Source organism: Rhodococcus sp. WB9 (assembly GCF_007558985.1).
GTDB lineage: Bacteria > Actinomycetota > Actinomycetes > Mycobacteriales > Mycobacteriaceae > Rhodococcus_F > Rhodococcus_F opacus.
Map to the genome: position 1 here is coordinate 7,120,029 of NZ_CP041769.1, position 15,424 is coordinate 7,135,452.

The window sequence follows — 15,424 nt, forward strand, 5'->3', positions numbered from 1 at the left end:
AAACCGGGCATCAGATAATGTGAGGCAATCATGTCCTTAGCACCATCGCGCGTGAAACTGCCGGATTTCATCGATTCGCGGCCAGTGAGTCGATACCAGTACATCGTGATCGCTTTGTGTGGGGTGGTCATGTTCATCGACGGCTTCGACACTCAGAGCATCAGCTACATGGCGCCCCACATCGCCGAGGAGTGGGGCCTGTCGAAACAGGTGCTCGGGCCCATCTTCTCCGCCGCTCTCGCCGGTCTCATGGTCGGCTATCTGGCGCTCTCGCCGCTGTCCGAGCGGTTCGGCCACCGCCGGATGATCCTCACGAGCACGGTCGTCTTCGCCCTCGGCACGTTGGCGGCGGCCTGGTCACAGAACGTCACCGAACTGATGGCGTTGCGCTTCATCACCGGAATGGGGCTCGGTGCCGCCGCGCCGAGTGCCATCGCACTGACGGGCGAATTCAGCCCCAAGCGTCTTCGGGCAACCTTCGTCCTGGTGATCTATTGCGGCTTCTCCCTCGGATTCGTCGCGGCAGGGCTGGTCTCCGGTTGGCTGATCCCGATTCTCGGCTGGCGGTCGGTACTCGTCGTCGGCGCAGTAGCTCCGCTGCTCCTGTTCCCGGCGTTGCTGCGCTACCTGCCGGACTCACTCACCTCAATGATCAACAGAGGCGCGGAGCCCAACAGAATCCAGGCGATCTTCCGCAAAATGGATCCCGCCCTCGCCGTCGGCCCCGACATCACCTACGAGGCCGAGAAGCGGACCCACGGACAACGCACTGCACTGCGGAGCCTGTTCACCCGTGACCGGGTCTTGGGAACCCTGGTGCTGTGGCTGGTCTTCGTCATCAACCTCGGCGAGTTCTACGCGCTGCAGAGCTGGCTACCGTCGATCATGACGAGCCTGGACTACGACATGGGTACGGTGGTCACCGCCACCACCCTCACGACTGTCGGCGGCATCGCCGCCGCATTTGTCACCGGACCCTGTATGGACCGACTCGGCGCGTACGTCACCCTCGGAACCGTTTATGTCGTCGGCTTCGCATTCGTTGCGCTGACCGGTGTCGCCTTTACGGCGCCGCTGTGGGTCCTATTGACGGCCAATTTTTTTGCGGGGGTCTGCATCAGCGGTGGGCAGAAGAGCCTCATCGCGCTGTCCGCGGTGTTCTATCCGACATCGATGCGGTCCACCGGGGTTGGATGGGCGTTGGGTGTTGGCCGCCTCGGCGGCATCGTCGGGCCGATCGCTGTCGGAACGGCACTCGGCATGGGCTGGTCTGCCAGTGCAGTCTTCTACGCAATGTCAGTCCCCATGCTCGTCGCCGGAGCTGCGGTCTTCCTCCTCGGCCGCTGGGTCCGAAGCGACAATCACCCCGATCGCAAGTCGGCAGAAAGTCATTCGCTCGCCCGCAGGTAGTGTGGATCGGCAACACCGGCCGGGTGATCTCGAGGCCTGCGATCTCCAGCTGGGTCGGCTACCACGACCGCGGTGCACAGGCAACGCGCTGCCACCCCGCCTGGGCGATATCACCCCCTTCGTGATCTCGCGGCCGTCCAGTTCGAGACCGAGCTCGCCGAACCGTGGGACGGCGGTACCGTGGATACCGAGGTCATTCTGGGCCGAAAACCAAGGCCCTGCCTCGGCGTCGAACCTCGGATTTCGCGTTCACCGCCACACCCCAAGGGCGAAGATCTGCAAACTGTTCGGCCGCCCGGCCTGGACGGCACCCGGCGCTGTTCCAGGCCCTCGACGGCCCGAGTTCTGGTGGGTCATCGGAAAAGTGCAAGACGGCTCATTCACCATCTTCATGGCGCTCGATCCTTGTTCAATCATTTCGACAACATTTGATACACCTCATAGTTGTTGCGGCTCGCGCGCCCAAACTGTCCCAAATTTAGGACAGACAGCAGGCGAAGACGCGCGGGATTCGACGTCCGCTGGTCCCCCCCTTCCCGAACCGCCCATGACGATCCCCCGTGCCGGGGTCCGCGGCCTCCACGATGCCCAGTTCACACCCACCTGCATACACAGCGATGCTGTGCACGCAACCGATCAGCCGACCACGCAGCCGGTCCCGGCCGAGATAACCGGCATAGCCGTGCGCAGATCCCACAGGTCTTCCGGCCGGCAAGACCATTCGTGCGTCCAGGGAGATGGTGGCTATGAGGGGCTCGGGGAGACCGCCAGCCGGCGCAGCCCGGCGGCGGCAGGGTGTACACCCAGTGACACTCGCCCGCGCGGCGTCCCAGACTGATCCGTCGGGGCCCAGAACCGGCACCGCCGTCTCGAGCAGCTTCGCGTTCACGGCCGAATGCCCGGTGACCGCAGGGCGATCGGAGTGACACTTCCGCCAGGTCACACCGTCAGCGTGAGGATCTCGGCGTCATCCTCCGAGATCTCGACCTGACGGAGCATCGGCCCTCGCGGCTTTCTGTCCACGCCGAACTTCGGCGACACCCAATCCTTGCGTGACGACGGTGGGCCTCCGGTGAGCCACTCACTCCCGCGACCGCAACTGTTGCGCGTCATCGGCCGCTTCGCGATCATGACGGCATCCGCAACCTGCCGAGAAGAATCATTCTTCGCAGCACGGGCGACCGTGACGCCGGTGATCAGCAGAAGACCGATCATCACGAGCTCACGCACCAGTAGGTGACGCAGGAGGGCGCCGTCGACACTGAGACGACGGACCGACGATTCCAATCGCTGATCTCTTACTTCATTCCTCACTCCGGGGTGCAGATACCGAGGGGGTGGGCGTGCAGCTCGCCGGACTGGTCGAGGACCGGCGGCGCACCACCACCCAGGATGTCCGAAAACGGGACACCCCAACATCCGTATCGACGGTGAAAACTAGTCTCCGAAATACGGCAGCTGTGACGCGAGCCATAGGCGGCTCGACCGGACGATGCGAGGAGCCTCGATGGAACGCCTGATCCCGGTCGGATCCGGTGCCGCGGGCCGGGTCTTGTCCCGTGCTGCGGTGGATCGAACGAGAGCCGCCAATATGGTTGGCAACCTTGTGTTTCACCGGAACCTGTGCGTTCGTGATGGGTGCGAATCAACGCTTCTTGCGCTGCTCGTCCACATCCGCGCTCTCTTCAGAGTTGCTCCAAGGGCGAATGTGCTCTTCCCATGATTTCCAGCGCAGTCTCGGTGGTGGCCAATCGCTTTGTTGCTCTCTCCAACTCGCGTATAAGGCGTGCGATCTCGCCTGCTCGGTGGTGAGTTTGCCGATCTTGTCGCCGGGCTTCTTTCCGTCGAGGACGCCGGCATCGCGTTGTTTGCGCCACTCGCTGATCAGGGACGAGTACAGGCCTTCGCTGAGCAGGTACGCGCCGCCGCCGTTGCTTTCCCAGGCCTGTTCATAGGCGGTCAGGTGGGCGAGCTTGTCAGCGGCGCTGAAGGCGCGTCAGCGATGCGGGCCGTCGGCGCGTGGGTGCGAGGGGTCCATCGGGACATTGTCCTCGACCAGAACCGTGGGAGAAATCGTTATCGCGGGTTGATCCGCATCTCGCCCTGCAGGCGGGTTTGCGGTGAACACTGGACTCGACTCACCCTGACACTCAGGCTCCCGGCGACACCGACGATCTTGCGTCCGAATGTCATACGACAAGCATCGGAAGCTCTGCGCCGCCTCGCATCAAGGGACCAACGTCGCGAGCGCTGTGTGCCCCTTCGGAGCCCGACAGGAAGTGGGACACGAGCGTAGATCGGTGCTGCAGGGGCGAGCGAGCGGCGGACATCGGCGTGTCCGTGCATGCGACACTCAGCGTTCCCTCGACACCGGGGTGTCCGGTCACCGATCATCGGGACCCGCTGGGTGTCATCGCACCCCAAATACGTCCTGGATTTTCTGCATTCCGATTGCAGCATTGAAAACCAACACAAGAAAACCCACCATCAAGATTCCGGCGAGGGTTGCCACCACTGCCATCCTGAACCGCGAAGTACTGTCTGCCCGTCCCTCCGGCAGTGACCGAAGGGTGAGTGGAACCCGGCCGGACGAGCTGGTGGGCAACTGCACGCCGAATTCGCCGGAACGCTTCCGCCGCGGGACATGGCATGCCTACCGTGAAAGGGAGCGCCCGCTGCGGGTGCATCGGTCTGAGGTGACCTCATGGGTGCGATACTCCGCGACGGGGAATGGCGGGAGGGTTGGTTCCTACGACGCGCAGCCCTCACAGCCTCCGTAGTCATGTTTGCGATCGGGGCGGCATTTCTCATCGACGTGGCCAGACCGGAATCCATCGGCTATCCCGACTCGATCGCCACTGCCGGAGGTCTTCTGCTGAGCGCAACAGTCTTCCTCCTCAGCTTCGCTCAGAATGATCACCGGCATGCTCTCACTACCGCCGTCCGCGAAGTCCGGGCGCGCGATGCCGCCCTGGTGAAAGCCGGCTCCCACGACGACCCCGACCCGTGGCCGCCGCGCATGTACCGGGAACTCGAGCATGTCGCGACCATGAGCGCCCTGAGCAGACTGTCCCCGCACGCGCTGCAACGTCGCGCATATCTCTGGGGACTGTGGCAACGCGAATGGGACCGGGAGTGGGCCTCGAGCTTGTGGAGCGGCAACGAGGAAGAACGCCGCCGCCATTCATCCGCCAGACGAAGGATCGAGAAACGGCTGCAAACTCAACTCCTCAACGAGATGGGCCGGCAGTCCACTTGGGGTGATCGTCTGAGCCTGGCCATGCCGTCGCCGAGGCCGGAGCCATCGGCACAGCAATTTGAGCACGAACTGGCCGTTCAATCCAGAGCGCTGGCGACGGCCTATCTCCTACTCGGGGCGATGATCGCCCTGACCCTCGTCGGGGTGGCCTTCGTGGACGACCCACTGTCCTGGCCGCCCGACCCGTCGTGGTGGGGTGGCGTCATCCTCGTCGGAGTGGCCTTCGTCTACGTCGATCGAGTCAAGGACGGAATGCGGGCCACCGGCGCCGCGGCGGCCCAGCGGATGCACCACTCTGCGTTGCCCATTCTGCAGTGGCTCCAGATCATCCTGCTCGACGGCAACATCAACGACGCGCGGAGGGAAGCGATCGACGAGCACCTCGAGGCCCTCGCGAACGCCGCGGACCTGCCGATGGTGCAGCGGCTGCGCGGCGAATACCGGCTCGCAAAGGCGTTCAGGTCCTTGCCGAGGGTGAACACGGAAAAACCGAAGATCGTCCACTTCGAAGAATCTCGGGAGTGGTGGTTCAGCGATGTCGGGAAGGAAGAGAGCCAGAACCACCCCGAGCGCAGCAAGGAACAAATTCGCCGGACGCTCTATCACATCGATGCGGCAGTGTCGCATCTCGAGCGTGGCGCCCAGGCACACGACGACCCGATCGCACTGACCGCCCTCGCCGGCGCTCTCGACGCCAAGAATGCCTTCCTCGGCAAACCGGCGCCTGAACGCGTCCGGCAACTCCTCGAGTCGGCCGTCACGGTATTCGAGAAGATCGAGGCCGGCCCCTACAAGCTCGACGTCGGGGCGCTCCTTTACGGCCACCGCTGGCTGTGGCCCCGGGACGCGGACGTTCTCGAACGCTCCCTGGCGAAGAAGGCCAGACCGGATGGCCTCCAATAGCGACCCGGCCCTCGCGTCGCCGACGCGCTCGTGCAGCCCATTGGAGGGTCCGTTGTGAAGAACCGCCGGCCCGGTGGTGTCGTCTCCGCCGCTTGGGGCGGTAGAGGCACCTACTGTCTCGCGGAACGAACGCCAGTTGGGCCAAGGCTGCTCGATCGTTCCTGAGTATGACAGCGTCTGCTCTGGTTGCAGACGTTGAAGCAGTTCGTCTGATTGCGCCAGCACCACTCGCGTGGATTCGCCGACCAGGCACGGTGCTGTTCCCGTCACCGATCAACCAGCTGTACTCGACGTATTGGGTGCGCGCAGGCCGAGCAGAATTCAATCGCGGCGCTCCGTCGAGTTCGGAGAATCACGCTCTGACAAGACGCTGAGAAACCTGGCGGTCGGAAACAAAAAGCGACACCGATCCGCGGAACATTATGGGATCGTCGTTCCCACGATGCGGTGGACTCGAAGACGGACTCGTACGCCGCCGGCCCGAGGATTGTTCACCCCGGTCCGGGGGTGGGGTGTCGACCGCGTGGTGGGCTTGGTTGTGGTCGGCCATGGTTGGGCGTTTCCCGGTGTGTGAGGATTCTGTCGTTTCGGTACGTTCGCGGCCGCGCACTTCATTGAAGACGTGCTGTTCCCAGTACCCATTCGATCGTGTTCGCGATGCCTTCATGCAATGTCCTTCGGGGCGTGTGGCGGCCGGAGTTCGCTCGGTCCTCGGGCTCGCGTGGGTGGTGGGGTTCCACGGCAAAGCACGGGGTCACACGGTCGAGCTGTATTGGGGTCCAGTCCAACTGCCGGTGTTGTGGAGGCATCCTGTGGAGCAGATCAGTCGCGTGTATTGCCTCGTCAAGAGCACCAATTGAGGTTGGCCGATCCCAGTGGCACGCCGAAGCAGATCGTTACCGAACCAGCGGCGGGGGTCGCGGCGAATGCTTGTACCTCGACCCGGGCCGTAGAGCGCTGCTCGGCGGGCGAAGTGCGTCGGCCAAGCATCTCGAACAATGTGAGGAGTCTTCACGTGCCCGCTTCGCGCGCGCCGGGCGCTGTACCATCCCCCATCCACGCGATACGTCGCTCCACTCCCTTCAACGCCATGTCGGGATGGGGCAGGATGAAGAAGCGACTGGTTCGGATCGCGTCGACAACCATCTCTGCTACGTGGCACGGTTCCAGGCCGAACAGGATCTGCCAACGTCGACACGACACCGCTGGGCCGATTGCGTTCGGACTCAGTCATGCGTGTCTTGACCGGACCTGGGCACAGCACCGATACCCCGATCGACTCTCCTGCCGTTCGCAATTCGATCTCGAGCTTCTCACTCATCCCCAGGACCGCAAACTGCGATGCAACGTAGGGGCTCATTGTTGGTGCGCCGGTCGCGAATGCAGCCACCGAGCAGGTGTTGACAATGTGCGCCTCGGGTTGTTGGCGGAGGAGAGGGAGAAACTCCCGGCAGCCGTGGAGGACGCCGTAGAAGTTGACATCCATCACCCACTGCCAGGTTCGCAGGGGAATGTCGGAGAACAACGCGCCGCTGTCGACCCCGCGTTGTTGCACAGGATATGGACACCGGCGAACTCGTCGATCGTGCGCAATGCCAGGTTGTGCACGCTCTCCGAATCCGATACGTCTGTCAGGACCCCGACAGCGTCGGCTCCTGACGCTCTCAGAGCCGAAACTGTGCATTCAAGCTATCTTCTTGGATATCGGCAAGTACGACCTTCACACCTTCGCTGGCAAAACTTTCTGCCACAGCGAATCCGATCCCGCTGGCGCCGCCAGTGACGACTGCGATCTTGCCTTCGAGCTCTACCATGCCGATCTCCTGACCTGAAACAGTCACCGTGGGCGGGTTGAAAGTTCTGCCTTGCAGCACTTCCTGTGCCGATCAGGATTGATGGACCTTCGAGTGCCTCCGGCGCACAAATCCGATCACTGCCGCCGCAGCATGACTGACACAGTCGAGTCACACACCAACCGAAGTGCGCGACCCGACTGGATCAGCGAATCCGAGTGAGTTGCCCCGGCACTCGAACAATTCGGGTATGCGCGTCATTGCCTCGAAATACGGATCCGCACCAGTGAACGTGGCTATCTCGATGGATCTGCACGCCTGGGACGTATAGGTGTGTGACCACGCAATCAATGGCAATGTAGATCAATTCACGCAACCTCACCGGCAGCGAACCGAATTGGGCCCCGACGGTGGAGAAGTTCATGTAGGCCTCGAACATGTCCGGATCGAGCGCCAAGTCATCGGCCCAGCTCTTGTGCCAGTACCCGCGCTTCTGTTCGAAATCCGCACGCAGGTTCCGCTGTCGATCGCTCAGTGCGGATGGAGGACGAATCCCCCGTTCGGACTGAACTTCTGCAACGGCGGGCGCCCCGATCGACAGCGCATGGATACATGATGCTGACCAACTGCAATACGTCACGGACTTCGGCTCGACTCGCGCCGAGGTCGAGAGCGGCCCGCACATATGCACGCAGTCGCGGCCAATTCGTGCAGGCAGCGTTGCCTACGACCCCGACCCCAATCAGCGCTTGTTCGATAGGGGTGGGCGCCCCACGTGATCGGGGGACGTTGACCATAGCGCCAAATCTGTCGAAGAACTCTGGGGAATCGTGGTACTCGGCGTCGAGCGTGTCGTTCCAATCACCGAGGTGACCGGATAGAGCCTGCACGGGGGCCAAATTCTCCTTGGAAATTGTCATCGGCAAGCCTTCTCAGAGCAGCCACGATCGTGCTCGGCCTACTCGCGCAATCCCGTGCCGCGGTGTCCCTCGGTGCCGTTTGGGGCTGGCCTTCGGCGGGGCTGCCGGCCTGCTGCAGTCCGAAACGCCTTCCCGCCTTGCACACCCGTGACGGATGCTGACCACAAGGCTCACTGGACGCCGGGTTGTACGCTTCGCGGGCCGGGATCATCCCGCCTCGTTCGACCGCCTCCGCGTCTCCTCGATGCGTTGCCGCTGCCGAACCCCGTACGCCGCCTCCTTGACGGCGGCGTCGTCCTCGAGACCCGACCCGAGGGCCCCACCGATAGTCGCGATGGACGCCAGCAACCAGGTGAGCGTCAGGTAATCAAAGAAGTTCACGCCGTGCCCGAGAACACGGGACAACAGTTCCGGGGGAAGAGTGAGACACGCGGTGAACAGCAGCAGGCAGAACAGGGCCACGTGCAGCACAATGACGCCGATGACCAGGGTGGCCACGGTCGCGGTGTTGTACAGCACCGATCGATCACGTTCCTCCGGCGACTTCGGCCGCTCCCACAGTTCGTGGTCGAGGATCAGCCACAGAACCATCGCCACGATCGACAGGATCGTCGCCGCACTCATACGCCATGGGCCCATCGTGTCGGCGAACAACCAGATCGTGCTGGTGGCCAGGGCGATCGCACCCGTGGCGAAGGCACCGACGAGGACCTTCGACAGTCCGGTGACCAGTCGCCACGGCCGGTTGGCCCGCACCATTCCCGACAGCAGTCGCAGCCGCCGCAGCCCCGAGGGCGCGAAGTACCGGATGCCGTCCTCGATCTGCACATACGGGAACCGTCGTGCCGCGCCGTGGGGCTTGAGTTCCGGTTCACCGAGGACGCAGGCGATCGCGAGTTCGGTGACGGTGCGGACGCGGCGCTCGATGTTGACGCCGCCCACCCCGGCGACCGAGATGAGCGCGAATTTGTGGTCGGCGCTGACGTCGGCCACCACGGGCAGGGTGTCCTCGCGGCGTGGTAGATCGGTGAGGTACACGACGATGTCTTCCGCTTCGGAGGACGGATCGACTGTGTCGATGACATCTGCGAAGTCTGCTTGCTCGTCTGAGAGGTACGGTTTTCGGCGCACGCACGTCGTCCACCGACGCTCGGGGCGGTCACGGCTTCGCAAGCGTTGCGGCAGGTACTCCGCGACGCGTTCCGCGAGAGCCGCAGGTTTGCCCGGATCCGCGATGAACAGCACCGAGGCCTGCTCACCCGCGGCACCGGATTGCCCTTCGAGGTGCTCGTTCGCCTTCACCGCCTTCGCGTACCCGCCCGGTCTGTCCCCAAACTCCCGGGCAGCGGGTGCGAGTCGACCACGGCTCCGCCGCTTTCCGTGTCCGGTAGACACGTCCACCTGGGAGAAGGTGACATCCTCGGCCACGAACCGATGGGGATCGTCGAGGAGGTCGGGACGGAGGCGGGCGACCTGAAGGTCGGCGACCGAGTGGTGATCCCGTTCCAGATCTCGTGCGGCGACTGCTTCATGTGCAACTTGCAGCTGTACACGCAGTGTGAAACGACGCAGGTTCGCGAGCAGGGCATGGGAGCGGCACTGTTCGGCTTCTCCAAGCTCTACGGCGAGGTGCCGGGAGGACAAGCCGAGTACCTGCGCGTCCCTCAAGCCCAGTTCACCCACATCAAAGTCCCCGAGGGCCCGCCGGATTCCCGTTTCGTCTACCTGTCCGATGTGCTGCCGACGGCGTGGCAGTCGGTCGAATACGCCGCGATCCCCGAGGGCGGGTCGGTGACCGTGCTCGGCCTCGGACCGATCGGAGACATGGCGGCGCGCACCGCCCACCACAAGGGCGCCCGGGTCATCGCGGTCGACAACGTCCCCGAACGCCTCGCGCGCGCCAAGGCCCGGGGCATCGAAACCCTGGACCTGGACGAGCACGGTGGCGATCTCGCCGACGTCATCCGCGACGCGACCGACGGTCGCGGCACCGCTCATGCAGAAGGCGGGCGTCGACCGTCTCGGTGCGCTGTACTCGGCGATCGACATCGTCCGCCGCGGAGGCACCCTCTCCATCATCGGCGTCTACGGCGGCATGGCCGACCCGATTCCCATGCTCACCTTGTTCGACAAGCAGATTCAGGTGCGCATGGGCCAGGCCAACATCAAGAAGTGGGTCGACGACATCATGCCGCTCCTCGACGACGACGACCCGCTCGGCGTCGACACCTTCGCCACTCACGAACTCCCCCTCGAACAGGCACCCCACGCCTACGAGATCTTCCAGAAGAAGCAGGACGGGGCGGTGAAGATCCAGCTCAAACCCTGAACAGCGCGCTCGCTCAGCAGGAACGGTGCAAGCAGCGCACGAACAGCAACATGCGGTAGCCGGCCAGACGCCGCACCTGCTCGGGGAGGCGTTCTCGTTCCACCAGCGGTACCTGGAGTCCGGCTCGATGCGACTCTAGGACGGTCACCTTCCCGCTCTCCCGTCGGGCGGTGAATCTTCCGGGGCTCGTCCGCGAAGGTGAGGCGATCTGGAACCTGGTGGGCCCGATGGCCGAGGAAATTCGGATAGCTTACTGACGCAGGGTATGTGGGCGCCCGTTGACCCGGGTCGACGGGCGGCCCGTCCACCCTGCGCCCAGGCAGTGAGATCTGAGGTGCGTCAAGCTTGCCCGGGAGTCAACCCGAAACCAGACCGGGGCGAAATCGTCGGCGCGATCTCGACGGCCGCAGCGACGTCGTAAATCAGCGCGGCGGCGTATCGACAAGACCTGCGACGTCGATGGCGTACGGCGCGGCCAGTTCGTAGTGGGCAGGACGGGCCGACGCACGGCGAAGCAGGGCGATCGCGCCCTCCACATTGCCGCGCCGGACGTGGGTGATGCCGACCATGAGCTGGTCCAGGCCTTGCCACAGCATCCGCTCGTCGTCCGGACCGTTCTTCCCAGCGGCCTCGAGCACCTCATGCGCGTCGAATGCCAGGCCGCGATCCAGCAGGTCCTGGGCACAGACGAGAGGTTTGGCCGGCACGAGCTCGAGATCATCGGAATACGCGGAATGCCCGTACTCCCTCGCGTCGACCGGCAGCGTCGCGCAGGCGGGCGCTTCAGGGCGGCCGGTCACGTTCGGCCATGTGCCCATCCTGGCAAGTCAATCCCCCACTCACTGCAACGCCCTGAAGTTCAGCTAGACGGTGCTTACATCAGCGGAGTCGTTCTCACCGTACGGCTCCCCCTATGCCGGTGCCTATCTGCGGGCGCCGCCACAACTCCAGCGCGAGTCGCAGGACTCCGATCGCGGTAAGAACGCTCAGCGTCAAGACGGCGGGGACGGAAATCGCCACCGGAAAAACCAGGAGGGCCGCGGCGGCGGTGAGGAGCCGATCGACGGTGAGCTGATGGTGGTCACGCCATCGGTAGGCCACCTCGGCGGCGTAGAACAGTGCCACCCCACCCGTGAGAGCGAGGGCGGCCAGCGGCGCCAGCGGCTCGTCGATGTGTTCCACCGAAACCCGTGCCCCGAGGGCGAAGAAGACAATCCCCGCGACGAGCGGCAGGTGCAGGTAGCTGTAGGCGTCGCGCGCCAACCGGGCCCGATCGACACCGGGTGTTCGCCGCATACGTTCTTCGGCGCCGGAAGCGAGGCCGAAGTAGGTCCACCACAGGGTGGCCGAGATCAGCACCCCGAGAACCACAGCGCCGAGGACCCCGGGCCGGTGCAGGTTTTCGGTTGCCCCCGCCCCCAGCGAGATGATCGTCTCGCCCAGCGCGATGATGATGACCGAACCGTGGCGCTCGATGAAATACGAAGGTACGACCCGAAGTCCGCTGGTTCCCGCTATCAGGGGACCACCGAAGTCGACCGCCGCCGCCGCGACCCACAGCACCTCACGGTAGGGGGAGGCCACAAAAGCAGCGGCAACGATCAAGGCCGGCCCGACGAGCAGGCCCGGCACCAGTCGGCGGATCGCCGACGCCAATCCCTCCTCCTCGCGGGACGACGAGGCGAATAACATACCGACGTTGATGAGGCGGACGGCGAGCAATGCGAGCCCGAAAACGAGGGCCCCGGTGGTGAATGCGGTCGGCAGTGCGATGGCCGCGATGAGCATCGCCGCCATCGCGACGATGATCGAAGTCGTGTGCATCACCCGCGCCGTGTCGAATGTGTTGGTCAGCCAGGCGTAGCACACCCACGCCCACCACAGGGCGAGCAGAGCGAGCACACCCCGGCCGAAACCATGCCAGGAGATGTCACTGAGCATCAGGTGTGTCACCTGCGACATCGCGAACACGAAGGTGAGGTCGAAGAACAACTCCAGGTTGCCCACCGACCTCCCATTCGACTCCTGCGATCCGTCGGTGTCGGGCACGCGGCCGGCGGATCCCCCGGCGGCGTTGCCGTCGTCGACCGTCATCGTCGACCAGTGGTCATGATCATCGCCCGCTGCTATTCACCAGTGATGTTCTCCGATATCACTTTCTCGGGGGTGATCCGCACCAGCAGCATCCCCTCGCCCGCATTGAGCCGGCCGTACTCCTCCGCCCGCTCCGCCCCGACGTCGGCCAGTCGCTCTGCCACCGCAACTGCTGCTGACCCGGTTGTACAGGTCCCGTGGCCAGGGGTGTGAGCCTCCTTTCCGACCGCTTCGACGCTCACAACCGCGACGTCGCCCTGTCGACGCGCAGTTCCCTGACAACGCAGGTCACCGCTCACAGCGCCGCCCCGGCCGTCTCGGCGACCTGGCCGTTGTGCCGCAGCGGCGCACCGCCGGTGAAGATCATGATGCGCCCACCGTTTGACACGTGTATCCCGTAGAACTGCCCGCCCGGCCCGGACCCGCGTCGGCCGCGAGGTCCTCGGTCGAGATGTCCAGCGCCCGCGCGGTGAACGCCTTGCTGATCAAGATGTCGATGCTGGCGATCCAGGCACCGTCCATCCGCACGTGGGCCACGAGGTTGCCGCCGGCATCGATCACCGCAATGTTCGACGGCGACTCGATCTCGTCAGCTTCGGTCCGCCCGGCGGCGATCACCCGCTGCGCATCGTCGAGGGACACCGAGGTCTGGTTCACTGTCATGACGCACCCGTCCGGGGCTTCGCGAACTGCGCGACGATGGCCTGACAGAACGCGGGGAGGTCGTCGGGCGAGCGGTTCGAGATCAGGTTCCCGTCGATCGCGACCTCTTCGTCGACGACGTCGGCCCCGGCGTTGCGCAGGTCGGTCCGCAAACTCGGGTATGAGGTGAGCGTTCTGCCTTTGGCCACACCGGCCTCGACGAGGGTCCGGGGACCGTGGCAGATTACCCCGACCGGCTTTCCCGAGCCGACGAAGTCACGCACGAACGACACCGCCGCCTCCTCGATTCGCAGCTTGTCCGGGTTCACCGTGCCGCCCGGCAGCAGCAAGGCATCGTAGTCGTCGACCGCAACATCGGACACGGCCCGATCTACGGTGAACGTGCCGGCCGCGTCGAGGTCGTTGTTGCGTGCTTGGATTTCGCCGGTCTTCGGCGACAGCAGCTCTGTGCGCCCACCGGCTTGATGCACCGCGTCGCGGGGTCGTTCGAGTTCGACTCTTTCGACCCCGTCGGCAGCGAGAATCGCGATCCGCTTGCCCTTCAGTGTCGTTGCCATCGTTGTGCTCCTCTCGGTCCGGGCCCCTCACGGATGAAGTACGACCTTGGTCCATCCGTCGTCGCGGGCATCGAAATGCTGGTAACCGGACTCGGCCTCGGCGAGTGGCAGTTCGTGCGAGACGATCCAGGACGGCTTGGCACGGCCCTGATGGATCAGGTCCCGCAGTTGCCGGTTGTAGTGCTTGACGTTGGCCTGCCCGGTCCCGACCTGCTGCCCCTTGAACCAGAATTTGCCCATGTCAAAGGCGATCTTGCCGTTGCGTTCGAGTTCGTCGGGGCCGTTTCGGTCCTGGGGCAGGAAGATGCCGACCACGCCGATGTGGCCGGTGAAGCGCACCGAGTCGACGAGCCGGTTCATCGTCATCGCGGCGTCCTCGTGACCCTGCGGGTCGTGCGCCTGATAGCCGACACACTCACACCCCTTGTCGGCACCCTGCCCGCGGGTCTGTTCCAGGACCTGCTCGACCGGGTCGCCCTTCGAATCGTCGATCGGAATGACGCCGATCTCCTCGGCGAGCCCGAGCCGGTCCGGATGCCGGTCGACGATCATCACCTTGCTCGCACCCTGGATCATCGCCGAATACGCCGCCATCAACCCGACCGGTCCGGCCCCGTACACCACCATCGAATCGCCGGGCTGCATGTCCGCGAGGCGGGTGCAGTGCCAGCCGGTGGGAAAGATGTCGGAGAGCATCACGTAGTCGGTTTCCTTGTCCTGGGCATCCTCGGGCAACCGCAGACAGTTGAAGTCGCCGAACGGCACCCGCAGATATTCCGCCTGCCCGCCCCAGAACGGGCCCATCCCGGCGAACCCGTATGCGGCGCCGGCCATCTTCGGATCCGGGTGCACCGTCAGGCAGAACGCGGTCAACCCTTCCTCGCAGTTTCGGCAGAAACCGCAGCCGATGTTGAACGGCAGGCACACCCGATCCCCGGGTGAGACCTTGACCACCGCATTGCCCACCTCGGCGACGATCCCCAAGTTTTCGTGACCGAGGACCATCCCGGGCTCCAGATCGGTGCGGCCCTCATACATGTGGAGATCCGACCCGCAAATGTTGGTGCTGGTGATCTTTACCAGCACATCGGTCGGCTGCTCGATCCTGGCATCGGGCATATCCTTCACGTGAACCTCACGTGGCCCGTCGTACACAAGCGCTTTCATCTCGACTCCCTGATGCTGCGTTCCCGGGTGGATCCCGGCCCGGCGGCCACAGGCGATTACATGTGAGCGACCGACCGAATGAATCGTGCCGCTGGGGCAGACGCGACAGCGCACGGAACTGAAAACAACACCAAAACGTTGGCACACCACCATGTTTCGCGTCACGGTCCACTGCAGCGGGTGCATTCCAGGCGTCGCATTCCATCCACCATGGAGTCTCCTCTTTCGGCTCCACGATTGCCAGGGGTGAGATCGGTTTCCTTGATTCGTGGGCTCGGGGGCTCCTTCCCTTTACCGGCCGATGGTGTGATGCTGGACCATGTCCACCA

At 64.4% G+C, this 15,424-nt stretch carries 9 protein-coding genes and 3 pseudogenes; 3 read left to right on the forward strand and 9 right to left on the reverse strand.

What is annotated here, in order from left to right; genetic code table 11:
* The first annotated feature begins 30 nt into the window (after positions 1 to 30).
* Positions 31 to 1,410, forward strand: a complete 1,380-nt coding sequence (locus tag FND50_RS33175) for an MFS transporter (RefSeq protein WP_144288572.1) — start codon at positions 31 to 33, stop codon at positions 1,408 to 1,410.
* Between the two features lie 939 nt (positions 1,411 to 2,349).
* Here the strand turns inward: FND50_RS33175 and FND50_RS33180 are convergent.
* Positions 2,350 to 2,697: a hypothetical protein gene (locus FND50_RS33180; RefSeq protein ID WP_144288573.1), complete on the reverse strand. Its 348-nt coding sequence runs from the start codon at positions 2,695 to 2,697 to the stop codon at positions 2,350 to 2,352.
* Between the two features lie 1,495 nt (positions 2,698 to 4,192).
* Between FND50_RS33180 and FND50_RS33185 the strand changes: the two genes are divergently transcribed.
* Positions 4,193 to 5,572 carry a hypothetical protein gene (locus FND50_RS33185; RefSeq protein ID WP_260850796.1) on the forward strand — a complete coding sequence of 460 codons (1,380 nt, stop codon included), beginning with the start codon at positions 4,193 to 4,195 and terminating at the stop codon, positions 5,570 to 5,572.
* Positions 5,573 to 6,326: 754 nt separating this feature from the next.
* On the opposite strand, the pseudogene FND50_RS37335 reads toward FND50_RS33185, so the two are convergent.
* Positions 6,327 to 7,386, reverse strand: a pseudogene (locus FND50_RS37335) (SDR family NAD(P)-dependent oxidoreductase).
* A gap of 1,106 nt (positions 7,387 to 8,492) precedes the next feature.
* Positions 8,493 to 9,587: a hypothetical protein gene (locus FND50_RS33200; protein ID WP_144288575.1), complete on the reverse strand. Its 1,095-nt coding sequence runs from the start codon at positions 9,585 to 9,587 to the stop codon at positions 8,493 to 8,495.
* Between FND50_RS33200 and FND50_RS33205 the strand changes: the two are divergent.
* Positions 9,558 to 10,614 (forward strand): annotated as a pseudogene (locus FND50_RS33205) (alcohol dehydrogenase catalytic domain-containing protein). The gene FND50_RS33200 and the pseudogene FND50_RS33205 sit on opposite strands and share 30 nt — an antisense overlap.
* Before the next feature lie 339 nt (positions 10,615 to 10,953).
* On the opposite strand, the pseudogene FND50_RS33210 reads toward FND50_RS33205, so the two are convergent.
* From FND50_RS33210 to FND50_RS33230, 6 genes and pseudogenes are all read right to left on the reverse strand, one after another.
* A pseudogene (locus FND50_RS33210) lies at positions 10,954 to 11,388 on the reverse strand (DUF309 domain-containing protein).
* A gap of 120 nt (positions 11,389 to 11,508) precedes the next feature.
* On the reverse strand, positions 11,509 to 12,708 hold the full coding sequence (locus FND50_RS33215) for a low temperature requirement protein A (RefSeq protein ID WP_144288576.1): 1,200 nt from the start codon (positions 12,706 to 12,708) through the stop codon (positions 11,509 to 11,511).
* 32 nt (positions 12,709 to 12,740) lie between these two features.
* On the reverse strand, positions 12,741 to 12,872 hold the full coding sequence (locus tag FND50_RS37345; protein WP_260850799.1) for a hypothetical protein: 132 nt from the start codon (positions 12,870 to 12,872) through the stop codon (positions 12,741 to 12,743).
* A 199-nt stretch (positions 12,873 to 13,071) separates the two neighbouring features.
* Positions 13,072 to 13,371, reverse strand: a complete 300-nt coding sequence (locus FND50_RS33220; protein WP_260850800.1) for a heme-binding protein — start codon at positions 13,369 to 13,371, stop codon at positions 13,072 to 13,074.
* Positions 13,368 to 13,928, reverse strand: a complete 561-nt coding sequence (locus tag FND50_RS33225) for a type 1 glutamine amidotransferase domain-containing protein (protein WP_144288577.1) — start codon at positions 13,926 to 13,928, stop codon at positions 13,368 to 13,370. Before FND50_RS33225 ends, FND50_RS33220 begins: the two co-directional genes overlap by 4 nt.
* Before the next feature lie 27 nt (positions 13,929 to 13,955).
* Positions 13,956 to 15,095, reverse strand: a complete 1,140-nt coding sequence (locus FND50_RS33230; protein ID WP_144288578.1) for a glutathione-independent formaldehyde dehydrogenase — start codon at positions 15,093 to 15,095, stop codon at positions 13,956 to 13,958.
* Positions 15,096 to 15,424 lie beyond the last annotated feature (329 nt).